General features: G+C 68.0%; 21 protein-coding genes. 15 read left to right on the top strand and 6 right to left on the bottom strand.

Features of this window, described 5'->3' with window-relative positions:
- Positions 1 to 4 precede the first annotated feature (4 nt).
- From WC815_13815 to WC815_13745, 15 genes are all read left to right on the top strand, one after another.
- A complete protein-coding gene (locus WC815_13815; protein ID MFA5909851.1) occupies positions 5 to 838 on the top strand; it encodes an FkbM family methyltransferase in 834 nt (277 codons plus the stop codon).
- Positions 823 to 1728 carry a glycosyltransferase gene (locus WC815_13810; protein MFA5909850.1) on the top strand — a complete coding sequence of 302 codons (906 nt, stop codon included), beginning with the start codon at positions 823 to 825 and terminating at the stop codon, positions 1726 to 1728. Before WC815_13815 ends, WC815_13810 begins: the two co-directional genes overlap by 16 nt.
- Positions 1719 to 2891, top strand: a complete 1173-nt coding sequence (locus tag WC815_13805; protein MFA5909849.1) for an acyltransferase — start codon at positions 1719 to 1721, stop codon at positions 2889 to 2891. The genes WC815_13810 and WC815_13805 overlap by 10 nt, the downstream gene beginning before the upstream one ends.
- Positions 2888 to 4114: a glycosyltransferase family 4 protein gene (locus WC815_13800; GenBank protein ID MFA5909848.1), complete on the top strand. Its 1227-nt coding sequence runs from the start codon at positions 2888 to 2890 to the stop codon at positions 4112 to 4114. Before WC815_13805 ends, WC815_13800 begins: the two co-directional genes overlap by 4 nt.
- Positions 4111 to 5154, top strand: coding sequence for a methyltransferase domain-containing protein (locus tag WC815_13795; GenBank protein ID MFA5909847.1), 1044 nt, complete (start codon positions 4111 to 4113; stop codon positions 5152 to 5154). Before WC815_13800 ends, WC815_13795 begins: the two co-directional genes overlap by 4 nt.
- A gap of 38 nt (positions 5155 to 5192) precedes the next feature.
- Entirely contained in the window at positions 5193 to 6302 is a 1110-nt protein-coding gene (locus WC815_13790) for a sugar-transfer associated ATP-grasp domain-containing protein (protein MFA5909846.1), read from the top strand.
- A 77-nt stretch (positions 6303 to 6379) separates the two neighbouring features.
- A complete protein-coding gene (locus WC815_13785; GenBank protein MFA5909845.1) occupies positions 6380 to 7648 on the top strand; it encodes a DUF362 domain-containing protein in 1269 nt (422 codons plus the stop codon).
- Positions 7645 to 8721 carry a glycosyltransferase family 4 protein gene (locus WC815_13780; GenBank protein MFA5909844.1) on the top strand — a complete coding sequence of 359 codons (1077 nt, stop codon included), beginning with the start codon at positions 7645 to 7647 and terminating at the stop codon, positions 8719 to 8721. Before WC815_13785 ends, WC815_13780 begins: the two co-directional genes overlap by 4 nt.
- Entirely contained in the window at positions 8718 to 10058 is a 1341-nt protein-coding gene (locus tag WC815_13775; protein MFA5909843.1) for a hypothetical protein, read from the top strand. The genes WC815_13780 and WC815_13775 overlap by 4 nt, the downstream gene beginning before the upstream one ends.
- Positions 10004 to 11830 carry an asparagine synthase (glutamine-hydrolyzing) gene (asnB, locus tag WC815_13770; protein MFA5909842.1) on the top strand — a complete coding sequence of 609 codons (1827 nt, stop codon included), beginning with the start codon at positions 10004 to 10006 and terminating at the stop codon, positions 11828 to 11830. The genes WC815_13775 and asnB overlap by 55 nt, the downstream gene beginning before the upstream one ends.
- The gene (locus WC815_13765) at positions 11823 to 13202 is read left to right on the top strand and encodes an O-antigen polymerase (GenBank protein MFA5909841.1); all 1380 of its coding nucleotides are present in this window, start codon (positions 11823 to 11825) and stop codon (positions 13200 to 13202) included. Before asnB ends, WC815_13765 begins: the two co-directional genes overlap by 8 nt.
- Positions 13199 to 14374, top strand: a complete 1176-nt coding sequence (locus WC815_13760) for a glycosyltransferase (protein ID MFA5909840.1) — start codon at positions 13199 to 13201, stop codon at positions 14372 to 14374. The genes WC815_13765 and WC815_13760 overlap by 4 nt, the downstream gene beginning before the upstream one ends.
- Positions 14371 to 14739: a hypothetical protein gene (locus WC815_13755; GenBank protein MFA5909839.1), complete on the top strand. Its 369-nt coding sequence runs from the start codon at positions 14371 to 14373 to the stop codon at positions 14737 to 14739. The genes WC815_13760 and WC815_13755 overlap by 4 nt, the downstream gene beginning before the upstream one ends.
- Positions 14740 to 15555, top strand: coding sequence for a glycosyltransferase family 2 protein (locus WC815_13750; protein ID MFA5909838.1), 816 nt, complete (start codon positions 14740 to 14742; stop codon positions 15553 to 15555).
- A 9-nt stretch (positions 15556 to 15564) separates the two neighbouring features.
- Positions 15565 to 17997 carry a hypothetical protein gene (locus WC815_13745; GenBank protein ID MFA5909837.1) on the top strand — a complete coding sequence of 811 codons (2433 nt, stop codon included), beginning with the start codon at positions 15565 to 15567 and terminating at the stop codon, positions 17995 to 17997.
- Between the two features lie 71 nt (positions 17998 to 18068).
- Here the strand turns inward: WC815_13745 and WC815_13740 are convergent, their stop codons facing one another.
- The 6 genes from WC815_13740 to WC815_13715 all read right to left on the bottom strand — a co-directional run bounded on the left by WC815_13740 (position 18069) and on the right by WC815_13715 (position 24505).
- Complete coding sequence (locus tag WC815_13740; GenBank protein MFA5909836.1) at positions 18069 to 18221, bottom strand: hypothetical protein; 153 nt, start codon at positions 18219 to 18221, stop codon at positions 18069 to 18071.
- A gap of 71 nt (positions 18222 to 18292) precedes the next feature.
- Positions 18293 to 19453 carry an NAD(P)/FAD-dependent oxidoreductase gene (locus tag WC815_13735; protein MFA5909835.1) on the bottom strand — a complete coding sequence of 387 codons (1161 nt, stop codon included), beginning with the start codon at positions 19451 to 19453 and terminating at the stop codon, positions 18293 to 18295.
- Between the two features lie 35 nt (positions 19454 to 19488).
- Complete coding sequence (locus WC815_13730) at positions 19489 to 20091, bottom strand: sugar transferase (protein MFA5909834.1); 603 nt, start codon at positions 20089 to 20091, stop codon at positions 19489 to 19491.
- Positions 20088 to 21311, bottom strand: a complete 1224-nt coding sequence (locus tag WC815_13725; GenBank protein ID MFA5909833.1) for a glycosyltransferase family 4 protein — start codon at positions 21309 to 21311, stop codon at positions 20088 to 20090. Before WC815_13725 ends, WC815_13730 begins: the two co-directional genes overlap by 4 nt.
- Positions 21308 to 23062 (bottom strand): carbamoyltransferase C-terminal domain-containing protein, encoded by a 1755-nt coding sequence (locus WC815_13720; protein MFA5909832.1) that lies wholly within the window; start codon positions 23060 to 23062, stop codon positions 21308 to 21310. The genes WC815_13725 and WC815_13720 overlap by 4 nt, the downstream gene beginning before the upstream one ends.
- Complete coding sequence (locus WC815_13715) at positions 23063 to 24505, bottom strand: O-antigen ligase family protein (GenBank protein ID MFA5909831.1); 1443 nt, start codon at positions 24503 to 24505, stop codon at positions 23063 to 23065.
- Position 24506: the final 1 nt, after the last annotated feature.

Raw genomic sequence — 24506 nt, 5'->3', positions numbered from 1 at the left:
CCCCATGAACGTGTCCCACGCACTTGCGGTTCTGCGCGCCCACCCGCGTCCGGCGCGGTTGGCGGCGGCGCGCGTGCTCGCCTGGTCAGGGCTGTCGCGCTTCCTGACCATTCCCCTGGAGGGCTACCGCCTTCGCTTCTACCCGACCAACACCTCCGCCAACCTGTGGATCAACGCCGGCGAGCGCGTGCACGGGCTGGACCTGTTCCGGGACTACTGCCGGCCCGGCGAGACGGCGGTGGACGTCGGCGCCAACATCGGCGAGGTCAGCCTGCTGCTCAGCCGCGGCGTCGGGCCGTCGGGCCGGGTCTACGCGTTCGAGCCGCACCCGCGCATCTACGGGTACCTGCGCGGCAACCTGGCGCTGAACGGCCGCGCCAACGTCGACGCGCGCAACCTCGCCATCGGCGCCGCCGCGGGAACGGCGCGGATGTCGGACGGCAAGCTCGACGACATGAACCGGGTCGATGAGGCGGGCACGCTGCCGGTGCGGTGTTCGACGCTCGACCTCGAGATCCCGGCCACCGGCGCCATCGCCTTGCTGAAGATCGACGTCGAGGGCAGCGAGCTGCTCGTCCTGAAGGGCGGGCCCGGCACCATCGCGCGGGCCGCGTGCATCAACTGCGAGATGGGCGAGGCGCACTATCGGCGCTACGGCTACGGCATGTCGGACGTGATCGCCTACCTGCGCGCGCGCGGATTCGAGACCTTCGTGGCGGCGCCGGCGCGGGTGCTGCGGCCGGTTGACGCCTCGTTTGCGGAGGACGGCGGCTACGAACTGATCGCCGTGCGCGACGTGGACGACTTCGTGGCGCGCACCGGATGGCGGATCCGCTGAGCCCGTCCGCCGGCGATCTCACCGTGCCAATCACGGCCATCGTGACGGCGTTCGAGCGCGTGCCCCAGACGCTCGCCACCCTTGACCGCCTGCGCGCCTGCCGGCCGGCTCCCGCGCAGGTGATCGTGCACGTGGACGGCAACCGGCAGCAGTGCGCGGCGGCCATCCGCCAGGCCGACCCGTCCGCCGAGGTCATTGTCAGCACCGGCAACGTCGGGCCCGGCGGCGGGCGCAATCGCCTGGTGGTCGCGGCCTCGCACGACATCGTCGCCAGCTTTGACGACGACTCCTACCCCGTGGATCCCGACTACTTCGCGCGCGTGCAGACAGTGTTCAACGACTTTCCAGATGCCTCGATCGTGACCGGCCACGTCTACCACACCGACGAAGTGGTTGGCGCCGACGCCCGCACGGCCGAGTGGCTCGCGGATTTTTCCGGCGGCGGCTGCGCCTATCGCCGGGAGCACTACCTCGAGGCCGGCGGCTACGTTCCGCTCACCACCGCCTATGGCATGGAAGAAGTGGACCTCGCGCTTCGGCTGCATGCGCGCGGCCGCCGCGTTTTGCGCACGCCCTGGCTGCGGGTGTTTCACGACACCGACCGCGCCCGCCACGCCGATCCGGCGGTGACCGCCGCGAGCGTGTCCAACATCCTGCTGCTGACGTTCCTCCGCTACCCCTTGAGCCTGTGGGGGATCGGGCTGCTGCAGTGCGCCAACCGGATTCAGTGGTTGTTGCGCCATGGCCGGCGCCGCGGTGTGTGGAGCGGCCTCGTCACGGCGCCGGCGGCGGCGTTGGCACGGCGCCGGCAGCGGCAGGTGCTGCCGGCCCGGGCGGTCCGCTCGTACCTGCGCCTTCGCCGGCAACATGTGGCGGCGGCATGGCGCTAGGGGCGCCGTGGCGCTGGACGCTGGTGCCGCGAGCGGAGATTCGCCTCGATCAGCTCGATGCGTTGCGGGGCCTGCTCGCCGTCTACGTCCTTACGGGGCACGCGCGGTGGCTGCTGTGGGCCGGCCATGCGGAATGGATGCGCCAGCCTCACGACGGCTGGCAGGTGCCGCTGGTCTACGCGTCGGGGATGTTCCGGTTCGGCCGCGAGGCCGTGCTGATCTTCTTTGCGCTCAGCGGCTTCTTCATCCACGCTGGCGCTGCCCGCCGGCTCTCGCAGGGCGCCACCCTGGCGTTCGCCACGTCACACTTCTACCAGCGGCGCGCGCACCGGCTGGTCGCCCCGTACCTCTTCGCGCTGCTGGCCACGGTCGCCTGCGATGCCATCGGCATGACGTGGTTTCCGCGGCTCTACGCGGCGGCGACCGGCGATCCGCTCCTGGACGTCACGTTCGCGCACAGCGGATACACGGCGGCCTCGATCGGGCCGGCGCTGCTGTTGCTGCCGTCGAGCCTGGGGCAGAACTTCGGGTCCAACGGCCCGCTCTGGTCGCTCGCCTATGAGGTGGTGTACTACGCGTGGTACCCGCTCTGGTTGTGGGCCAGGCAACGCAGCGCGCTCGCGGCCTACGTCGTCGTGCCGGCGGCGTTCACTATCGTGTCGATGGTGGTGGCCGTGCCGTTCGTGGCGAGCGTGCTGGTGTGGTACCCGGCGTGGCTCGTGGGCGCCGCGCTCGCGGAACATGTGACCTCGCCGCGGCCATACCGCGTGTCTCCGGCCGTGGCCGTCGTCGTGTTCTGGATCGCGCTGCTTGCCTACATCGCCGTGCCCTCCATCTACGTGAAGATCCTGTCGGCGACGGTGTTCGCCGCCGCTGCCGTCTACACGTTCGCGGTAGCCCAGGTTGACCGCCGGCACCCGGGTCTCGTCCTGTTCGAATATCTCGGCTTGCGATCGTTCACCATTTACATCGTGCATTTTCCGTTTCTCGCGCTGCTCGGCGCCGCCGTGATCCAGCTCACGGGCACCCGGCCGCTGGCGGGCTGGCTCGCGGTGGGCGGCGCCGCGTCCGCGGTCGCCTTCGGCTGCCTGTGCTTCGCCGTGTGCGAGCGGCACTTTCTGCATCGGCGGGTCGCGGGGCCGCATCTCGCGGCGGCGTCATGACGCCGATCACGCAATGGATTTGCTGCCACCTCGGGGCGCGCGAGCACTATGCAGTACCGCGGGCGCTCCATCGCCGGGCGCGCCTCCGCATGATGGTGACCGACGCCTGGGTCCGGCCCGGCAACCCGGTCGCCCACATCCCGGGGCAGTTGTCGCGGCGGCTGGCCGAGCGCTATCACCCGGATCTCGAGTCGGCTGAGGTCAGGGATCTCACGCTGTCACTGGTCAGGCACGAGGTCGAGTGGCGCCTGCAGCGGCGCGCCGGATGGGACGCGCTGATCGCGCGCAACGAGTGGTTCCAGAACGCCGCGGCCAACCTGCTGGCGGAATGCGAGACCCGTTCGTCGGAGCGGATCGCGGTCTTCGCGCACAGCTACTCGGCGGGCGCGATTTTCCGGCTGGCCAAACAGCGGGGGTGGCTCACGGTCTTGGGCCAGATCGATCCCGGAGAAGAGCACTTCGCCATGGTGCGCCGGCTGGCAGACGCGGCGCCCCAGTACGGCGCGGCCCCGCTGGGACCGCCGATCGAGTATTTCGCGCGCTGGCGCGAGGAGTGCGCGCTGGCCGATCACATCGTGGTCAATTCCGAGTGGTCGCGCGAGGCGGTGACGCGGGCGGGGGTGGCCGCCGCCAGGCTGCGCGTCCTGCCGCTGGCCTACGAAGGCCGTTCGGACCAGCCCGCACCGCCGCACGTGTTCCCCGAATCCTTCACTTCCGAGCGTCCCTTGCGGCTGCTTTTTGTCGGCAGCGTCTCGGTGGTGAAGGGCGCGGCGGCGCTGCTCGAAGCAATGACGCTGGTCGCCGGTCTTCCGGTCACCCTCCGCCTGGTCGGGGAGCCCGGCATGGTCATCCCGCCGCGGTTCCCGCAGCAGCCGGCCATTGAATTCGTCGGCGCCGTGCCTCGCGGCGAGATTGGCGCCTACTACGCCTCGAGCGACGCGCTGGTCTTCCCCTCGCACTCGGATGGCTTCGGCATGGCGCAGATCGAGGCGCAGGCCGTCGGCCTGCCGATCATCGCCTCGCGTTCGTGCGGCCGCGTCGTCGAAAACGGCGTGAACGGCGTCCTGTTGCCGGAGGTGACCGCCGATGCGATCGCCACGGCCATCCGATCACTGGTCGCCCGTCCGGCCGTACTGGCGCACTACGCCAGCCACGCCATCACGTCGCAGCCATCGGCGCTGACGCAACTCGGCGCGGAGCTGGTCGGCCTGGTCGAGGCATGAGCGTCAACGACCGCCCGGTCATCGATCGCTGGTTCCTGGATCACCTGGCCTGTCCGCGCGATCACCACGCCGTGCGGCTCGATGGCTTGCAGCTGGTCTGCGATGGCGGGCACCGCTATCCGATCGTCGAGGGCGTGCCGGTGATGCTGCTGGATGACGCGGCTGCCACGATCGACGTGCTGCCGGCGTCGCTGACCGCGGCCACTGACGCGATTGACCCGACCAACCTGTACCTGTCGTCGCTCAGCCTGAGCGACGACGAGCGCCAGGGGATTGCGGCGCTGGCGCGGCAGGGGAGTCCCATCGACCCGGCGGTCACCTACCTCATCGCCGCCACCAATGGCCTGATGTACAAGCACCTCATCGGCCGCCTCGATCGCTATCCGATTCCCCATCTGCCGTTGCCGGCGGGCAACGGTCGCCGGTTATTGGACGTTGGCTGCAGCTGGGGGCGCTGGACCATCGCTGCCAGCCAGCAGGGCTACGAGGCCGTGGGCATTGACCCCTCCCTGGGCGCCGTCATGGCCGCGCGCCGGGCGGCGGCGCAGCTCGGCCGGCCCACCCGCTACCTGGTCGGCGACGCCCGGCACTTGCCCTTCAGGGACGCCACCTTCGACGTGGTCTACTCCTACAGCGTGATTCAACACCTCTCTCCGCCGGACGCGCGCCGTTCGGTGACCGAAATGGGACGCGTGTTGCGGCGCGGCGGCGCGGCGAAGGTCCAGATGCCCACCCGATTCGGCCTGCGGTGCCTCTATCATCAGGCGCGGCGGCGGTTTCGCGAACCGGTGAACTTCGAAGTGCGCTACTGGACGCTGCCGGAGTTGCGGCGGTTGTTCTCGGTGATTGATGACGACGTGCGGTTCGAGGTGGACGGCTACTTCGGGATCGGCCTGCAGAAGGCGGATGCGCCGTTGATGACGCCAATGCTGGCCGCGATCCTGCGGGTGTCGGAAGCATTGAAGGCGTCCAGTCACGTGGTGCGCCCGCTAGTGTGGGTAGCCGACAGTGTGTTCGTGGAAACGGTCGTCCGCGCATGAAGATGCCTGATGTCCCCCAGCCGCATCGAGACTCCGCCGTGCGCGCAACTCTCAAGCGCGCTGAGCTGGTCCGGTATTGGTGGGAGTACCGAGGCCGCCTGCGCACGATGCTGCAAGTGGTGGATCCGGACGGCGCCGTCCGCCTGAGCGCTGCCGAACGTCGAGTCGTTCGCGACTACTGGATGGGATTCGGCGTGTCCTATGTGAATTCCGATTGGTATCGACTGTTCAAGGTGCTGTTGGGCACAGTGGATCCCCGGTTCGTTCCGGAGGAGATCTTCCGGACCCGGCTCGAGCCGTTCCTGTGCCGGCGCGATGTCTCGGCCGCATACCACGACAAGAACCAGCTCGATCGATTGCTGCCAGACCTGCCGCGACCGCACACCATCTTGCGCAATATCTATGGCGAATATTTCGATGACCTCTACCAGCCCGTGGAGCGCCGACACGTCATCGGCTTCCTGGCGGAGCGCAAGGGGGAGCATTTCTTGAAGCCGGCGATCTCAGGCACCGGCAGCGGCCACAATGTGGCCCGCGTGGAGTTTACGCCGGCCGGGTTCCAGATCGGTGCGTCGGTATGGTCGCTGGCAGACGTCGAGCGAGCCTACGTACAGGATTTCGTGGTGCAAGAGGAGGTGCGGCAGCATGAATCGTTGGCACGGTTCCACCCCCAGTCGTTGAACACCTTGCGTGTCATAACCATGCGCCTGGACGGTGCCGTCCGGCCGATTGCCGCGACGCTGCGTTTCGGCAACGGGTCCCATGTGGACAACGGCCACGCCGGGGGCTTGTTGTGTGGCGTCCGCATCGCCGATGGCACGACAACGTCCTTTGGCTGCGACGTGTCGTTTCGCCGCTTCGAGCGGCACCCGCGCTCCGGCGAGGCCTTTGCTGGCCACACCGTCGTATCGTTCGAGGCAGTCCTGAAACTTGCAGTCGCGGCTCACCGCCAGCTGGCATACTTCGATGTGCTGTCGTGCGACGTCGCAGTCACCGATGACGGCACACCCTGCCTCGTCGAGGTCAATACCTTTGGCCAGGGGGTTGAGCCGCATCAGTTCCTGAAGGGTGCGCCACTGTTCGGCGATGATACCGACACGGTCCTGTCGCTGGTCGCGCGTCGGCGAGACGCGGGCTGGAATTCATGACGCGCCCGTCTGCCGGCGCGCAGGTGGTGTGCTACACGAGGGTCGGCTCTCGGCTCGAGACACTCATCCGGTCTGAAATGCAGTCCGCGATCGGTCACCTGTGCCCGCGGCACGTGGTGATCAAGCCCAACTGGGTGCTTCACGAAACCGATCCGCGTCACCCAATTCGCGCGCTCGTGACCGACGCTCGAGTGATCGTCGCCACGGCCAGGGCGGCGGCGGAACTGTTTTCCGAGGCCCGCATCACGATCGGTGATTGTCCACTCCAGCGTGCCGATTGGCCGTTGCTGTGCCAGCAATCCGGGCTATCGGCCGCGATGGCCGATCTGGAACAGACCTTCGGCAGCCGTCTCACATTCCGCGATCTCCGCAGGGACGTTTATGTCTACGAAGATGGGCGGTTGGTGCTGAAATCCGGGGGCGCCCACGGCGACCCGCTTGGCTACAAGGAAGTAAGCCTCGGTGCCGTCAGCCACCTCGAAGAGATCTCCGATCAGGCCGATCGATTCGCAATCCACGATCATGACTGGGCCAAGACCCGCGCATACCACCAGCACGGCGACCACCGGTACTTCGTGGCTCAGACGTTTCTCGACGCCGACCTGGTGATTAACCTTCCGAAATGGAAGACGCACTCCAAGTCGGGACTGACCGCGGCCTTGAAGAATCTGGTCGGTATCAATGGCGACAAGGCGTACTTGCCGCACTTTAGCCGCGGCGCGCCGAGTTGGGGCGGGGATGAGTACTGGGACAGCGGGAGATGGGTTTACTGGACGCAGAACACCCTGCGCGAGTTCTTCCGGACCCGATGGTGGTGGCTCTACCGGCTGATGCGGCCGTTCTGGTTGGCATTCAAGAAGGTCAGAAGCGCGGTGCTGCGTCTCGGCGACGGACCACCGCCGGACTTCTACGTGGGCGGTGGCAGCTGGCATGGCAATCAGACCATTTGGCGAATGATCTACGACCTGAACATGGTCATCCAATGCGTCGATGCGGAGGGCATCCTGCACGCCGAGCCGCAGCGTCACTACTTCTGCATTGTCGACGGGCTCATCTGCGGCGAGGGTGACGGCCCGCTCTTTCCCGACCCGCGCGAGATGGAGTGGATAGTCTTCGGCGTTGACCCATTCGCGATCGACGCGACCCTTGCCTGGTTCATGGGCTTTGACGAGTCGCGGATGCCGATCCTGTCGCAGCGCAGCCGTTACCTGGGCCCGGGTTGGGGCCGCTTTGACACCGCAACCCTGCCGGTGTCGGTCGACGGCCGCATCGGGCCGCTCGCATCCTTTCCGACTCCTCGCCCCTTCGCCCCGCCTCCCGGGTGGCTCGGATGGGTCGAGCGATGAAAGTCGTGGTCTGCTGGGCGGGCCTGCAAGGATACGTCGCCGCCTGTCTCCGCGCGCTGAATCAGGTTCCGTCGGTCGATCTTCACGTCCTTCACCTCGACTTTCAAGATGTGCCGGTGCAGGAAGAACTGTTGCACGAGGTGTCGAATCGCAGATTGATGGCTGCGGCGTCCAACCTGGAGATTCCTGATCTGGTCAGCCACCGCAATCCAGACGTGGTCTTGATCTGTGGTTGGTTCTATCCACAGTACCGCCGCCTCGTCCATACGCCGGCCCTGCGGGGCGCGAAGTTTGTGTTGGGCATGGATACGCCTTGGACGGGAGCGTGGCCGCAACGCGTCAACCAGATCCGCCTCAGGGGATTCATGCGCCGCATGGACAAGGTGGTTGTTGCGGGTCCCCGCAGCGCGGAGTGTGCCCGACGGCTCGGAGTGCCTCGCGGACGCATCGCTAACGGCCTGTATGGCTTCGACTACACGGCATTCCGCGAGCGCGGCCGCCGCCTCGACGCCGCCCCCGACTGGCCCAAGCGGTTCTTGTTTGCCGGACGTTATGCGCACGTGAAGGGGATCGACATCCTGGTCGACGCGTATCGGCGCTACCGTGCCCGGGTGGCCGCCCCCTGGCCCCTCGACTGTTGCGGCACGGGCCCGGAGTCGAGCTTGATCACCGGGGAGGGGATTCACGATCTCGGTTACGTCCTGCCCAGTGAGCTGCCCGGCGTGTTCGCCGACCATGGCACGTTCCTCATGCCGAGTCGCGAGGAGCCTTGGGGCGTCGCTATCGGGGAGGCGGCTGCGACCGGGCTGCCGCTGATATGCACTGACGTATGCGGTGCGACCATCGATATTCTGCGTTCGTACTACAACGGGATCGCCATACCTCCTGGCGACGCGGCCGCACTTGCTGATGCCATGGTGTGGATGCACCAGAATCACGGCCGGATGCGCGAGTTTGGTGAGCGCAGTCGGCAACTCGCGCATCCCTTCTCCGCGGAAACCTGGGCGCAACGCATGCACGCGTACTTTGCGTCGGTATTGGCGGCTCGCGAATCAGGTGCCGCACCCAGATGAGTTTGTGGATTCCCAGGTTACGGCACCAGTTCGAGGCGGCTCGGGCGCGCCGGAGTGCCTTGGCCGCGGTATCGGACGGCGAGCGCCAGCAACGCCAACTCCTGGCGCTGCAGGAGACCTGGGCCGATGCCGTCGCCGACGTGCCGTACTTTGCGGCGCTGGTGGAACGTCAGCAGGCGCCGCCGGTGATCCACACCTGGGATGACGTGCGCGCCATTCCCGTGCTGACTCGGCAGGCGCTCCAGGACCAGCCGTCGGCATTCGTGCGCCGCTCCGGTCCGCCCGGCTCGATCATGAAGACGGCCGGCTCGACCGGCACCCCGATCCAGATCGGCATGAACCAGGCCGAGCGCGATCTCATGCGCATCGTCAAGCTCGCCGCCTGGCAGGAGATGGGGTACCAGCCGGATTCGCGCCTGTTCATCATGTGGGGGCACGTCCATTTGCTGGGCTCGGGCGTGACGCGCGCCGTCAACACGGCGAAGCGATCGGTGGCCGATCGCATGCTGGGCTACCGCCGCGTCAACGCCTACCGCCTCAACCCGGAGATCTGCGCGCAGTTCGCGGAGCAGCTCATCGCGCATCGGCCGATCGGCTTCATCAGCTACGCCTCGGCGCTCGATCTCTTCGGACGATACACGGCGAGCTACCGCGAGCGTTTCCGCGGCCTCGGCCTGCGGTTCGTGCTGGCCACCACCGAGCCGCCGCCGCGGCCCGACACCGTGAGCATGCTCGAAGACCTGTTCGGCTGCCCGGTCGTCCAGGAGTACGGTGGCGGCGAATTTGGCCAGGTCGCCTTCAAGAAGGGCAGCGGGCCATTCGAGGTCTACGGCGATCTCGACTACGTCGAGACAGAGGCGCCGGCGGCCGACGATCCGGAGTCCCACCCGGTGCTGATCACCGCGCTCTATCGGCGCTACGTGCCGTTGATTCGCTACCGGCTGGGTGATGGCCTGAGCGAGCCGCACCAGCTGCCCAACGGCCACGTCGATCGTTTCGCGGCGGTCGCCGGGCGGCTGAACGACGTCATCCAGCTCCCTGGCGGCGACGCCATCCACAGCCTGTCGATCTTCCACTGCGTGCACGACGAGGCATCGGTCTTCAACATCCAGATGGTCCTTCGCGACGAGGGCATCGAGTTGCGGTTGGTGTCGCCTGGCGTCGACCATGCCGCGCTCGAGTCGCGCATTCGTCCTCGGCTGGCCAGGGTGCACCCGGCGCTCGCGCAGGCGAGGTTCACCTACGTGGACGATGTCGGCGCCACCCGGGCCGGCAAGCGCCGGTGGTTCATCGACGAACGGACGTCGCCTGCATGTGCGGCATCGCCGGCATCCTGAGCCCGGGTCCGCCGCCGACCGACCTCCGGCCGGCGCTGCGATCCATGCAGGCCTCGCTCCGGCATCGTGGCCCCGACGGGGAAGGCGAGTGGGCTGCTCCAGGTGGCGGCGCACTGTTCGCCCATACCCGGCTGGCGGTGTTCGACCCGAGCCCGGCGGGGCATCAGCCGATGTCGATCGAGGGCGGACGCTTCGTCATCACTTACAGCGGCGCGATCTACAACTTCGCGGAGATCCGGCGCGCGCTCGAGCGTGCCGGCGTCCAATTCACGACCAGCACTGACACCGAGGTCATCCTCCGCCTGTACGAGCGGGACGGGCCCGTCGGCATCAGCCGGCTGCGCGGGATGTTCGCCTTTGCGCTCTGGGACGCCGAGGCGCGCACGTGCGTGCTGGCGCGCGACCGTTTCGGGATCAAGCCGCTCTACTATTCACTCGACCACGGCCGCTTGATCTTCGCCTCTGAAGTCAGGGCGCTGCTGGCGTCAGCCCTCGTGCCGGTCGACCTCGACCCGGCCGGCGTCTACGGCCTGTTCCGCACCGGCAGCGTCCCTGAACCCTTGACCATTGCCAGGAACATCCGCTGCGTCCCGGCGGCGCACTCCGTGCATTGGTGCGATGGCCGCATGTCGGCGCGGCGATACTGGCAGCTGCAGTTCCCCGCCGACGGCGCGGGGGCGGCGGCCGCCGATGTGCGCCACGCGCTGGCCGACAGCGTCGAGCACCACTTCGCCGGTGATGCGTCAGTGGGGTTGCTGCTCAGCGGCGGCGTGGACTCGACCGCGATTCTCGCCCTCGCGCATGCGGGCGGGCGCACCGGCGTCGAGACATTCTCGCTGACCCTGCCCGGCGAGCCGGACGATGAGGGCCCGTTGGCGCGCCGGACCGCCGGGCACTTCGGCGCCATCCATCACGAGTGCGTCATGGATGCGGCGTCGGCGCGCGCGGCCTTCCTGGCGTACAAAGCGGCCGTGGACCAACCAACGACCGACGGCCTCAATGCGTTCGTGATGGCGCGGTTTGCGCGCGAGCACGGCATCAAGGTGTTGCTCAGCGGCGTCGGCGCTGACGAACTGTTCGGCGGCTATCCTTCCTTCCGCGGCGTGCCCCGCCTTGCGGCCTGGCACCAACGGTTCCACTGGACCGGCGCACTCGCGTCCCAGGCGGGGCGGCTGGCGGCGGCCGCGGCGCGGGGGTCGCGATCGCGGCGGGTGGCCGACATGTTGAGCCGCGCGCCCAGCCTGGAGAACGCCTACCAGGCCTATCGCGGCATCTTCACCCACGCGGAATCCGTGACGCTGGCGGCGCACTACGCGGGCGTGCCCGCGGAGCCGTTCGCATTGCCGCCCACCGATGAACCGGATGACGTCGTGCCGGCCGACGCGGTCAGCCGGCTGGAGCTGACGCGCTACGCGCGAAACCAGTTGCTGCGGGACGCCGACGTCATGGCGATGGCGTGGGGCGTCGAGGTGCGGACGCCGTTTCTGGACGCTCCGCTGGTCGATCGGTTGTCGCGGGTGCCCGCGCCCGTTCGGCTCGCGCCCGGCAAGGCGCTGCTGCGCGCGGCCGTGCCCGAATGGCCGGCCTGGGTGGACCCCCGGACCAAGCGCGGCTTTCATTTGCCCTTCGAGCGCTGGATCGATGGAGAATGGCGAGAGGTCCTGGCGAGCGGTGACCGGGGCTGCCCGGTGGCGACCGGCACGTGGTATCGCCAGTGGTGCGTGTCTGCGTTGGAAAGCTGGATGGCAGTGAATCGGGCGGCTCATGCTTAACCTCGTCGAAGGCAAGTCCGGCGCGCTGCTGGCGTGTGTGTTGTCGCTGTTCGGCACCTACCTCGCGGCGGTGGTGTGGTTTCCGGCGAACCCCACGCCCCGCGGCGCGCTGGTCGTCTCAGCGTGGATCCTGACCGTCGCCATCATGATCGTGCCAGTGCTGCGTGCCATCGGCGGTGGGCCGTCGGCAACCAATGCCGAGAACTTTGTGGCGTTGGGGTTCGTCGCCTGGCTGCTGCTCGACCTGATCCAGGGCGCTTACGCACTCGACGAAGCGAAGGACGAGAGCCTGCGGCTCGCGCTGGAGGCGATTGGTGTCTCGGCAGCGGCGATGTGGCTTGGCGCCTCCGGACGGCCGTGGCGAATTCCCACCTGGATCGTGGAGGGCGTCAAGGTGCCGCTGCACGCCGACACGATCGTGAAGGCGGTGCCGATCTGTTTTGCGCTCGGCATGTTCAACTTTCTCTACTCCGTGGACTTCGACATCGCGCGGATGTTCTCATACGTCGGGCAGCAGCGATGGTCGGTGCCATGGGGCCGTGGCCAGCTGGGCGGGTGGGAGTCGTTCCGCGACCAGGCCCAGTACTTCGGCTACGTGCTGCCCAGCCTCACCGCCTTGCTGATCGCGCGGCGGGGCCTGTTGTCGTTCCAGAGCCTCTTTTCCGTCGCCTGCTCCGCGGTCATGTTGCTCTTCCTGTCTACCGGCGGCGGCCGCCGCGTCATCGCCGTGACCGTCGGCGCGGCGCTGATGGTGTGGATCCAGGCCAACCCCGGCCTGCGTGTCAAGAATTTCCTGGTCGTGGGGTTCGGCGTCATCGCGCTGGCCTGGACGGCGCAGTTCATCCTGAACATCCGGTCCGGCGGCTACGAACAATACCTGGAGCGAGGGAGTGAATACGACTACCTGCACGTGGACGACAATTTCCTGCGGCTGGCACAGGTCATCGAGTTTCTGCCGTCCCGCGTTCCGTTCGTCCGGCATCGACAACTCGTATTCACGCTCGTCCGCCCGATCCCGCGCATCTTGTGGCCGGGCAAGCCGATTTCTCCGGGCTTCGATCTGCCGACCGAGATCGGCATGAAGGGCGTCAGCCTGTCGACCTCCATCATCGGCGAGTGGTATATCAGCTACGGTTGGTTTGCCGTGGTCTTCGGCGGCTGGCTCCACGGCCGATTGGCGGCGATGGCGTGCGTCTTGCGGGACATCGGCAACCAGGCCGGCAATCCCATCGTGTATTCCCTGTCGGTGATGGTGCTGATGGCCGGCATGCGATCGATGCAGGACCTGGTGCTCATGAGCTATGCCCTGGTGGCGTGGTGGGCGGTCAGCCGCTACACCGCTCCGGCCACGACGCCGGTCTACGGGCGGTGAGGATTCTCCACGTCGTCGCGTCGTACCTGCCCGCGGTACGGTACGGCGGCACCATCGTCTCGGTGCATGGCTTGTGCAAGGCGCTGGCGGCGCGCGGGCACGACGTGCACGTGTTCACCACCAGCGTTGACGGCCCCGTGGATTCGCCGGTGCCAATCGCGACGCCGGTCATGCTTGACGGCGTGACGGTGTGGTACTTCCAGTCGCGCCACCTCCGGCGGCTGTATTGGGCGCCGGCGCTTGGCGAGGCGCTCCGGCGCCGCATCCGCGACTTCGATGTCCTGCACACGCATGCGATTTACCTGTGGCCGCTGTGGGCGGCGGCGCGGCACGCGCGCGCGGCCGGCGTGCCGTACGTCGTCTCGCCCAGAGGCATGCTGGAGAAAGAATTGATCGAGAGCAAGAACGCCTTCTGGAAGGCGGCGGTCATCGGCTTCATCGAGCATCGCAATCTCGAGGCCGCCGCGGCCATCCACGTGACCAGCCAGCGCGAAGCCGACGGGGCGCTGAAGTTCGGATTCAACCTGCCGCCGCTTCGCAAGATCCCCAACGGTGTCGAACTCGGGTCCGGCGCCGGCGCCGAGCCGTCCCCGGTCATCCGCGCCCTCGGATCCGCGGCGCCGTTCGTGTTGTTCCTCGGCCGCATCAACTGGAAGAAGGGCATCGACCGGCTGATCGCGGCGCTGGCATTCGCGCCCGCGCTCCGGCTGGTTCTCGCCGGCAACGACGAGGATGGCGAGTGGCCGATCCTGGAGCGGCGCGCCGTCGCGCTGGGCGTGGCCGGCCGCGTGACGTTCGTCGGGCCGGTGCACGGTGCCGACAAGGCCGCGATCCTGCGGATGGCGGCGGTGCTGGTGTTGCCGTCGTACTCGGAGAACTTCGGCAACGTCGTGCTCGAGGCGATGGCCGTCGGCTGTCCCGTCGTGGTGACGCCAGAGGTAGGCATCGCCGAGGTAGTCGCCGACACCAACGCCGGCTGGGTGGTTGACGGCAAGCCCGCCGTGCTGGGCGCGAAGCTGGATGAGATCGTCAGCAGCCCCGCGCTGCGGGCCGAGGCCGGCGCGCGCGGGCGCGCGGCCGTGGTCCGGTCTTTTACCTGGGATCGCGTCGCGCAACAGATGGAGGGCGTCTACCAGGAGGCCATCGCGTCCGCGACCGGAGGGCACCCATGAGTCACCGCGACCCGCCCGAGATCGAACGCGTGCTTCACTCGTGGGGAGAAGAGGGCACCGCGGCGATGAGCGGCGCCGTCGGCGAGGCCGTGGCGGCCGCCGTGCTCCAGTGCATCGTCGAACAACCTGGCGTGCGCACCATTTGCGACCTGGGCTGTGGCAACGGCTACCTGGCGGGCCTGCTCGGCGCGGCCGGTTATCACGTCCTCGGCGTCGATTGGGACGGCGGCCACGTGAAGTTCTTCAGCGTCAGAACCCTGACCGACATTGCCTCGAGTTACTTCTCGGTGGAGGGCATGCGCTTTCATGGCCGCGTTCCATGGCTGTGGAAGAACATGATCCTGGTCGCGACGAAACGAGGCTGAGTGCCGCGACCCATTACCGCGGTCCTGCTGACGTTCAACGAAGCGCCCAATCTCGGGCGCACGCTGGCACGGCTGTCGTTTGCTACCGACATCGTCGTGGTGGACAGCGGCAGCAGCGACGCGACCACCGCGATCGCGGCGGCGCACCCCAAGGTCAGGGTGTTCTCGCGGGCGTTCACGACGCACGCCGAGCAGTGGAACTTCGCCCTGCACGAGACCGGAATCGCCACCGAGTGGGTGCTGGCGCTCGATGCGGATTTCGTGCTCGCCGACGCCGCCGTGGCGGAACTCGCGGCGTTCGAACCCGGCGAGGGGATTGACGGCTACTGGGCCTCGTTTGACTACTGCATCAACGGCCGGCCGCTCAGGGGCGCCGCATATCCGCCGGTCGTCGTGTTGTATCGCCGCGCCGGGGCCGTGTATCTCCAGGACGGGCACACGCAGCGGGTCCGCGTCGATGGCCGGCTCGGCTGGCTCGCCGGCCGCATTCGCCACGATGATCGCAAGCCGCTGTCGCAGTGGCTGGCGGCGCAGTCGCGTTACATGCGGCTGGAAGTGGAGAAGCTGACCGGGACGCCACCCGAGGCGCTGACAGCGATCGACCGGGTCCGCCGCCTGATCGTGGTGATGCCGCCGGCGATGTTCGTGTACTGCTACCTGGTTCGCGGCGGGATTCTCGACGGCACCGCCGGCCTCTACTACGCGCTGCAGCGCAGCGCCGCGGAGTTGATCCTGGCCCTCTACCTCGTCGAGCGGCGGATCGCCGGTGATCCGCCGCCGGGTCCGCCGCCTCCCGGCCAGTCTAGTCTAGACTAGACCCTAATCATGCGACCTCGGCGCTTCGAATTCCTCGCGGGAGTCTTCCTCATCACGTTTGCGGTGCTCGTCTTCCAGATTGTCCAGACGCGCATCCTGTCCGTCATCGCCTGGTACTACCTGGCGTTCTTTGCCATCAGCGTCGCCATGCTTGGCATGACCGCTGGCGCGGTCTGGCTGTATCTCAAGGGGTCCCGCGTCTCACCCGAGGCGTTGTCGACCTGGCTCTCCGACATGTCGCTGCTGACCGCGGTAGCCATGCCGGCATCGGTCATGGTGCAGTTCTCGCTGATCACGAGGCTCGTGCCGACCATGAGTTCGGTGTTCAGCGTCGTCCTGCTGATGGCGGCGATGACGGCGCCATACGTGTTCGCCGGCATCGCGGTCAGCCTGGCCCTGACGCGAAGCCCGTTTCCGGTGTCACTGGTCTACGGCGTCGACCTGCTGGGCGCGGCGCTCGGCTGCGCCGCCGTGGTCGTGATCCTCGACGTCCTCGACGGGCCCACCGCGATTCTCGTGGCCGGTTTCGTTGCCGGCGCCGCCGCGCTGGCATTTGTGCGCGCCGCCACGGCCACTGAGCGCGCGGCACTGGATGCGCGTCCGCGGTGGCGGAGGCCGGCGTTCACAGTGGCGGTGCTTGCAGTCTTGATTCCCCTGAACAGCGGCGCGCGATTGGGCTTCAAGCCGGTGATGGTCAAGGACAACATCGAGTCCGGTTGGCAATCGCGCACTGAACGCTGGAACTCGTACTCGCGCATCGTCGCCTACCGTCCCTACAACGAGTTCCCGACGTTGTGGAGCCAATCGTCGACGATGCCGATGGACGTCCGCGTCGAACAGGCTCATCTCAATATTGACGGCGCCGCCGGCACCGCGATGCACCACTTCGACGGCACGAAGGCCTCGATCGACTTCCTGAAGTACGACCTAGTCAATCTCGCCTATCACTTGCCTGCGGTCAGGAAGTCAGCGGTCATCGGTGTCGGCGGCGGACGAGACGTCCTCTCGGCCCACCTGTTCGGTGTCGAAGACATCACCGGCGTCGAGCTGAACCGCATCTTCGTCGACCTGCATCTCCGCGATCCGTTCTATGCGCCGTTCTCGGGCTTGCGGACGGTGCCGGGCCTGAAGCTGGAAGTCGACGATGCGCGATCGTGGTTTGCGGCAACGAATCAATCGTTCGACTTGATCCAGATGAGCATGATCGACACCTGGGCGGCCACCGGAGCCGGCGCGTTCACCCTGTCCGAAAACGGCCTGTACACCCTGGAGGGCTGGCGGGCCTTCACCAGCCGCCTCACCGACCGCGGCGTGTTCACCGTGAGCCGCTGGTACAACCCCGACGATGTCAACGAATCCGGACGCATGATCGCACTGGCGATGGCGACATTGATGGATGCTGGCGCCAGCCACCCGCGCCGCCACGTGTTCGTTGCCACCGGCTACCGGGTGGCCACGCTGGTGCTCTCCAGGAATCCGTTGGCGCCTGGGCAACTGGCTGCGCTGCGGGAGGCCGCCACGCGACTCAATTTCAAGGTGCTAATCGATCCCGATGCGGAGCTTCCAACCGGCATCATCGGCGGCATCATGGCAGCGCCCGATCGACGACAACTTGACCAGGTGGCGTCAACGGGGTGGCTCGACCTCACGGTGTCGACCGACAACAAGCCGTTCTTCTTCAACCAGCTGCGGTTCCAGCACATCCCGGAGGTATTACCGCGGTTGTGGCGAAGCGAGATTGGCGGCGGCGTGATGCGCGGCAACCTGGTCGCCTCGGTGTCGCTGGTATTGATCCTGCTGATCGCTACCGTCGCCGTCATCTGTACCATCGTCCTGCCGCTGCGGCGGGCGGCGAGATCGGCGCCGCGCGGGTTGATTCGCGCCGGCACGGCGTACTTCGCGCTGATCGGCGCCGGTTTCATGTTGGCGGAGATCTCGCTGTTGCAGTACTTTGGCGTCTTTCTCGGTCACCCCATCTACGCCATGGGTGTCTGCCTGTTCAGCCTGATTCTCTCGACTGGAGTTGGCAGCCTCGTCTCGGAACGATTGCCGCTCAGCACGAGCGCGCGCATCGTGACCTGGGGCGTGATCGTCGCCGCCTATCTCATCAGCGCGCAGTTGGTGCTGCCTCTGGTATTCGAGGCGATGACCTCGCGCGCCTTGCCAATCCGCATCGCCGTCTCCCTGGCGGTGTTGATGCCGGCCGGCTTCCTGATGGGATTCGCATTCCCGACCGGCATGCGGCTGGTCGAAGCCATCAGCCGGGAACCGGCGCCATGGTTCTGGGGAATCAACGGCGCCACCGGCGTCCTGGCGTCGGTGCTGGCGGTGATGATCGGCATCGCGTTTGGGATCAACGTGACGATGATTCTCGCTGGCTGCTGCTACCTGTTGTTGATTCCCGCGGCGATTGCCCTCCTGCGGCAGACCCGGCCCGCGTGATCAGCGACGCCCTGCCGATCACGGACGATAGGCCGTATTAGAGGCCTCCCCTGCCTAACGTAGGGCCCGTTCTAGGCCCCAGCTTCTTCAGCGGCCGCGCGAGACCGCCGCTCGGCCGCCAGCAACTCCACTCGCTCGGTGACATCGTTGGTCAGGCCGATCATCCGGATCGGCGTCCCCGCTGCGTCGCGAATCATCTCGGCGCGGGTCGACAACCGACGCACACCACCATCCCGTTCTGACCTGTCACTTCACACTTTTCACTTCAGGCTGCGTTTTTCAGCAGCCTGCCAGACTAGCTGGCGAGCCGGGCGAACAGCGCGCGCCGCGCTGGTGGATGCTTCAACAGCGCGAGAATGAAGTCGCGATGCTTGTTGAACCGGGCGGTCTGCCGCACCAGCGGCAGGATCCCGTCGGTGGTGGCGAGCGTGAACAGCGCGTCGATGTCGGCATCGCGCATCTTCTGCGCGACGAAGCGCAGCGCCAGCTGCGCGCTGAACTCCGACTGGAAACGCCCGCGCCAGCGCCGTTCGTAGTCCTTCAGGGCGTGGGCCGAGAGGTCGCCGTCGGCCAGCTGTGAGCCAAGCACCTCCGCCGCAATCTCGCCGCTGATCACGCTGTAGTAAATCCCGCCTCCGGTGGTCGGCTTCACCAGGCCCGCCGCATCCCCGACCGCGACCACCCGATCCGCAAAGCTCCGGCCCACGCTGCCGAGCGGCAACATGCGCCGGCGCGGCGCCGGCAGGTCGTCGACCGCCACCCCCCACCGCTCGCGCACCCGCTCGAGCATTCTCGAAAAATACACGCCGGCATCGCCGTCGGCCATCAGGCCGATGCGCGCGAAGGTGCCGGCCGGACGCCTGACGGGCACCGCCCAGGCGAACCCTTTCGGCGCAATCTCGGATCCGAAATGGAGCTCGACGTCGCCGAGCCGTTCGACCGGCAGTTCGAGTTGGGCCGACTGCAGGAACGCCGAGGGCATGCCCAGGCCGAGTCGTTTCTGGATGGTGTAGTTGGCGCCGCACGCCAGGATCACCGCGCGCGCCGACACCGGATCCCCGGTGGCGAACGCGACCTCGACGCCGTTGGCGACCGGTTCGACGCCAATCACGCGCCGTCCGCGATGTACACAGGCGCCGGCCGCTACCGCCTTGCCGGCCAACGCGCCATCGAAGGCGGCCCGATCGATGACCACCGCTTCGGTGCTGGCCGTGGTGTAGTCAAACGTGTGCCCGGCCGGGGCCACGAAACGCACCGTCGTCAAGGCGTTGAGCACCACGTCGCCGGCGACGCCGAGGTCGCGGACGACGTTCTCGGCGAGCACGCCGGTGCAATGCACGGGGGCGCCGATGTTGTCGTGCTCCTCGAACACCGCAACCGACCAGCCGCCCGCGGCCAGGTGGCGCGCCGCCGACATTCCGCCCGGTCCGCCGCCGACGATCGCTACATCCAGCATCGAGGCACGATTATACAGGCCGAACTGCGCCGGCATCATACTTTGGGACCGCGATCTTCCCAGCGGCCGCGCAGGGTGATCCAGAAGGACATCAGGATCAGGCGCACATCGAGTCCGAGGCCGGCGCGCCGCTGGTAGAGCAGGTCGTAGCGGAACTTGCCGGTCCTGGGCAGGTCGCGCGGCGCATAGACCTGGGCGAGGCCCGTCAACCCCGGCCGCACGCGATGGCGCGCCTCGTAGCCGGGAATGGCATTGAGCGGCAACAGCCGGCCATCGGCCGTCGTGTCGGCCTCGCCCGGACGCAGCGGGCGGGGGCCGACCACGCTCATGTCGCCGCGGAAGATGTTCCAGAGCTGGGGCAGTTCGTCGAAGGCCGTCGCCCGCAGCACGCCGCCGACTCGCGTGGCGCGCGGGTCGTTGGCCACGGCCTGCACCGCGCCGGTGTGCCGCTCGGCATCGACCACCATCGACCGGAACTTGAACGCGGAAAACACCCGCCCGCCCAGCCCGACCCGATCCTGCTTGAAGAACACGGGCCCGCCATCATCGAGCTTGATCGCCAGGGCGATGAGCATCGCGACCGGAGACAGGATCAACAGGCCGGCGCCGGAGACCACGAGATCGAACAGCCGCTTCATGCCCGGCCCCCGACCTCGCGGATGACCCGCGCGTGGGAGGCCACCTGTCGATCGCGGGCGAACAGCAGCGCCGCGTCGCGGGCGCGGACGCCCATGGCGTCGCGTCGCGCCGGGTCGTCGGCGAGTTCCGCGATTCGCGAGGCCAGTCCCGCCGCGTCGCCCGGCGTGACCAGCACGCCGCAGCCATGCGTCGTGGTCAGCGCGGCCACCTCGCTGGATGCTTCAACCGCGGCGACGTAGGGCCGGCCGGCGGCGAGAATGGGGTAGAGCTTGCTCGGCACGATGTAGCCGGCCAGGCCGGGCTTCAGCGAAACCAGGCACACATCACTCGAGGCATAGGTCCAGCGCAACTGGTCGCGTGGCTGGAAGGGGAGAAAGCGGACGTTGTCGAGGCCGCGTGCGCGAACGGCTTCCTGCAGCGCGCCTTTCCGGTTGCCGTCACCAATGAACAGCACGAGGATGTCGGGCCGGGCCTTCAGGATGCCGGCGGCATCGATGACCGCATCGAGGTTTTGCGAGAGGCCGATGTTGCCGGCGTGCAGCACCACGAAGCGGCGGTCGAGGCCGTGCGCCCGCGCGAATTCGTTCTGCTTGCCGGACGGGACAATGGCCGTGGTGTCGGCCCAATTGTGGATCACGGTGATCTTCGCCCGGTCGGCGCCCTTGCCTTCGACCAGCCGCCTCGCCATCGTATCTCCGAGCGCGACGATGCGGGTGGCGTGGCGCACCAGGAAGCGATTGAGCTGCTCGAGGATCGAGTTGACGATCGGGCTGTGAAAGTCCTCGAGCAGGCCGGCGACTTCCGGAAAGATGTCCTGGCAGTAGAACACCATGCCGTGGCGCGGCCGGGCGGCGAGGGCGGCCAAGCCGATGATCGGCGGATCGGTCAGCGCCACCGTCACATCCTGCCGCGGCAGGCGAAGCGCGGCCCACACCGCCGACAGGAAATAGGTGAGGTAGTTGGTGGCGCGGCCGACGAATCGCCCCGGCGGCAGGGTGGTGCCGCGCGCCCGGACAATGCGGACACCGTTCCGCACCTCGTCCGCGGCGACGCGGCGGTCGCTCACCAGCGGATAGCCGGTGACCACCGTGACGGCGAACCCGTGGACCGACACCAGGTCTTCCGCCAGTTCCGTCAGCAGCTGCCCGGTGGCGCCGGTGTCCGGCCAGTACGAACGATTGAAGAAGCACACGCGTAACGGCCCGGCCGCGCCCGTCATCCGTGTCGCTTTCGCAGCATGTGGGGTCCCATGACGAGGACGTCCATGTCCGTTCGCAGGAAGCAGTCGAGGGCCTGCGCGGGCAGCTCCACGATCGGTTCGTTCTCGTTGAAGGACGTGTTGAGCAGGACGGGCACCCCGGTCTGCGCCTCGAACGCGCGGATCAGCGCCCAGTAGCGGGGATTGCTCCGCTCGCTGACCGACTGCAGGCGGCCCGAGCCGTCCACGTGCGTCACCGCCGGAATCACGCCGCGCTTCTCGGGCCGGACCGGATATACCTGGATCATGAACGGATCGTGCACGGCATCGACGAAGTACTCGTCGATCGCCTCCGCCAGCACCGACGGCGCAAACGGGCGGAACCGCTCGCGGAACTTGATCTTCTGGTTGATCACCTCGCGCATGTCGCTGCGCCGCGGGTCGGCGAGAATGCTGCGGTTGCCGAGGGCGCGGGCGCCCCATTCCATGCGGCCCTGGAACCAGCCGACAATGGCGCCGGCGGCGAGCAGTGTCGCCGTCTCGCGGCACAGCGACGGCTCGTCGGTGAGGCGCGTCCACTCGCAGCGGCCCTGGGCCACCACCCCGCTGTCGGTAATCACCTGCTCAATCTCGTCGGCGTCGTACTCGGTGCCCCAATATGAATGCTCCATGCGCGGCCCGGTCGGCCGCGATCCCGAGCCGTGCCAGGCCGCGAGCGCGGCGCCGAGCGCCGTGCCGTTGTCGCCGGCGGCCGGCTGAATGAACACGGAACGAAACGGCGTGTGCTGGCGGATCTTCCCGTTGGCGACGCTGTTCATCGCGCAGCCGCCGGCCAGGCAGAGCGTGTCGAGTCCAACCCGATCGTGGGCGCCGCGGAGGACGTGAAAGGCCGATTCCTCGAACACGCGCTGTACCGAGGCGGCGAGGTCTTCGTGACGGCCCGTCACCGGTTCGTCGGGCTGGCGCTCGGGGCCCAGCAGGTCCAGCAGGCGCCCGGTGTAAACGTCGGGGACGGTCGGCTCGCCCGACGCCCAGTTCATCGACACTTCGCCGGTCCAGTGACGGAAGTACTCCAATGCCAGCCTGAAGCCCCCACCAGGATCGAGGTGGACCAGCGGCCGCATGGCGTCGGCGTGGACCGGCTTGCCGTACGGCGCCAGACCCATCACCTTGTATTCGTCGCCGTACTTCTTGAAGCCCAGGTACTGGGTGATGGCGAGATAGAGCAAGCCGAGGGAGTGCGGAAAGTAGACGCGATCCATCACCTCGATTCGCCCGTGGCGGCCGTGACCCGTCGAGACGCTGACGAAGTCGCCGAAGCCGTCGATCGCGCAGCAGGCCGCTTCCTCGAGACCGCTGGTATGGAAGGCACTGGCGAGGTGCGCCGGATGGTGCTCGATGTATCGCGCTCGCGATTCCACGCCGTCGGACGACAGGCCGAAGGTCTTGGCGATCACCTGCGGAATGCTCGCGTAGTGCCCGGCGGTGTTCCGGTACTGGCCCAGCAGGGCGGCTCCCGGCCGATGGGTGAGCGCGAACTTGGCCTTCTGCAGCAGGTGCACGCGGCGTCCGCGGGCGATGGCCCAGATGTCCACGTCGGCGGGCCGGGCGCCGGCCATGGCCAGGCCGCGCGCGATGGCGCGCTCCGGGAAACCGGCGACGTGCTTGATCCGGCAGAAGCGCTCCTCTTCCAGCGCCGCCACCAGGTGGCCATCTCGAAGCACGGCCGCGGCCACGTCGCCGTGGTAGGCGTTCAGCCCGACGATCAACATTTACTGGTTTCGCCCGGCGGTGGTGGGAGTGTGGTCGGGTGCCCACCCGAGTTCCGGCGGCGTCTGGCTTCTGACCGCGTCGCGCCGATGCAGGAGCAGTCCCGCCAGCACTCCCACGAGCACGGCGTTGGCGGGCATCACCAGTGGTACCTCCCAGATGCTCTGGACGGCAATGCCGACGAGCCCGGCTGCCGCGCCGGCGCGCACCCAGAACACTTCCCCCTTATCGGCGCGAACGGCGGCGACTCCAAGCCTCGCCAGCGCCGTCAGTGCGGCCACCGCCGGCACCACGAGCAGGAGGCCGCCCTCGGCGGCGAGCTGCACGTAATGGGAATGCGCGTTGTTGAAGTGCGCCCACCGCTGCATCGATCCGACCCAGAAGCGCGATTGCTGGTACTCGCCCATCGCCTGGCCGTAGGTGCCGGCCCCGGTGCCGGTCACGATGAAGTCACGGACCATCGGCAGGCTCTCGCGCCAAATCGTAAGACGGTCGAACCCGGTGACCAGGCCCAGGCTGTGCTGCACGCGCGTGAGCCAACCCTCGATGTCGATGAACAACACCAGCAGGAGGAGCACCAGTCCCGTCGTCACATACAGCGCCGGCAGGGCCGTCCGCTCGACCCGCAGCCGCGGACGCGCGAGCCATCCCGCGAACAGGGCGGCGGCGCCCAGCCCGGCGACGGCCGAGCGCGACAGGGTCATCAGCAACGCGCCGATCGTGACGATCGCCGCAATCCCGGACAGCAGCGCGCCCGAGGTAACGAAGCGCTTGACGGCGGCCCCCATGCGCTGCCGATAGGCGGGATGAATGTGCAGGTGCGCGGTGATGTAGCCGAGCGAGGCGGTTGACACCATCAGCAGCCAGGCGCCGAAGTGATTGCGGTTGAGGAACGGCCCCATCGGACTCGCGTTCCGCGCTTCCGGCGTGATCACGCCCATCACCAGCCCGGGCATCACGGCCTTCTGGACGATGGCCACCATCGCGGCAATGGCCGCCAGCAATCCCAGCGCGCGGCAGAACTGCCGGGTGTGCCCGCCGGCGGAAAAGGTCGCCCGCGCGATCCAGAAGGAGAGGATACCCAGGAACGTGGCGGCGAGCGCGTAGGCCGTGGCCTCGGCGTCGATCGAGAGGGGCAGCCACGCCTCGCCGGATGGACGGCCGACGGTGAACCGCAGCGCGGCCCGCAGCGGCTGCGCATGCGGCGACACGAGGGCGACGACCCTGGCCGGCAGGGGCACCACTTGGATGGCAATGCCGGCGGCGAGGGCCAGCAGCGCGGTGTCGAGCGAGCGGGTCGAGGCCGGAAACGCCAGCGTGCGCCGCGGCGCCCAGGCCACGCACAGCAACGCCACGCCCAACAGCGGCGCGAGAGTCCACCGCGGACCGCCTGCCAGCAGGAGGTATGAAGCCGACACCAGGGAGAGGAGCAGCGCGCGCTGCACA

The organism is Vicinamibacterales bacterium (assembly GCA_041659285.1).
GTDB lineage: Bacteria > Acidobacteriota > Vicinamibacteria > Vicinamibacterales > UBA2999 > 12-FULL-67-14b.
This window is presented reverse-complemented; position numbering and strand designations above follow the sequence as displayed.

Coding starts and splice junctions, on each gene's coding strand:
- WC815_13795 (MFA5909847.1), top strand. CDS start 4,111: ATGAGCGTCAACGACCGCCCGGTCATCGATCGCTGGTTCCTGGATCAC.
- WC815_13785 (MFA5909845.1), top strand. CDS start 6,380: ATGCAGTCCGCGATCGGTCACCTGTGCCCGCGGCACGTGGTGATCAAG.
- WC815_13780 (MFA5909844.1), top strand. CDS start 7,645: ATGAAAGTCGTGGTCTGCTGGGCGGGCCTGCAAGGATACGTCGCCGCC.
- WC815_13745 (MFA5909837.1), top strand. CDS start 15,565: ATGCGACCTCGGCGCTTCGAATTCCTCGCGGGAGTCTTCCTCATCACG.
- WC815_13775 (MFA5909843.1), top strand. CDS start 8,718: ATGAGTTTGTGGATTCCCAGGTTACGGCACCAGTTCGAGGCGGCTCGG.
- WC815_13800 (MFA5909848.1), top strand. CDS start 2,888: ATGACGCCGATCACGCAATGGATTTGCTGCCACCTCGGGGCGCGCGAG.
- WC815_13730 (MFA5909834.1), bottom strand. CDS start 20,091: ATGAAGCGGCTGTTCGATCTCGTGGTCTCCGGCGCCGGCCTGTTGATC.
- WC815_13755 (MFA5909839.1), top strand. CDS start 14,371: ATGAGTCACCGCGACCCGCCCGAGATCGAACGCGTGCTTCACTCGTGG.
- WC815_13735 (MFA5909835.1), bottom strand. CDS start 19,453: ATGCTGGATGTAGCGATCGTCGGCGGCGGACCGGGCGGAATGTCGGCG.
- WC815_13815 (MFA5909851.1), top strand. CDS start 5: ATGAACGTGTCCCACGCACTTGCGGTTCTGCGCGCCCACCCGCGTCCG.
- WC815_13725 (MFA5909833.1), bottom strand. CDS start 21,311: ATGACGGGCGCGGCCGGGCCGTTACGCGTGTGCTTCTTCAATCGTTCG.
- WC815_13805 (MFA5909849.1), top strand. CDS start 1,719: ATGGCGCTAGGGGCGCCGTGGCGCTGGACGCTGGTGCCGCGAGCGGAG.
- WC815_13765 (MFA5909841.1), top strand. CDS start 11,823: ATGCTTAACCTCGTCGAAGGCAAGTCCGGCGCGCTGCTGGCGTGTGTG.
- WC815_13720 (MFA5909832.1), bottom strand. CDS start 23,062: ATGTTGATCGTCGGGCTGAACGCCTACCACGGCGACGTGGCCGCGGCC.
- WC815_13810 (MFA5909850.1), top strand. CDS start 823: ATGGCGGATCCGCTGAGCCCGTCCGCCGGCGATCTCACCGTGCCAATC.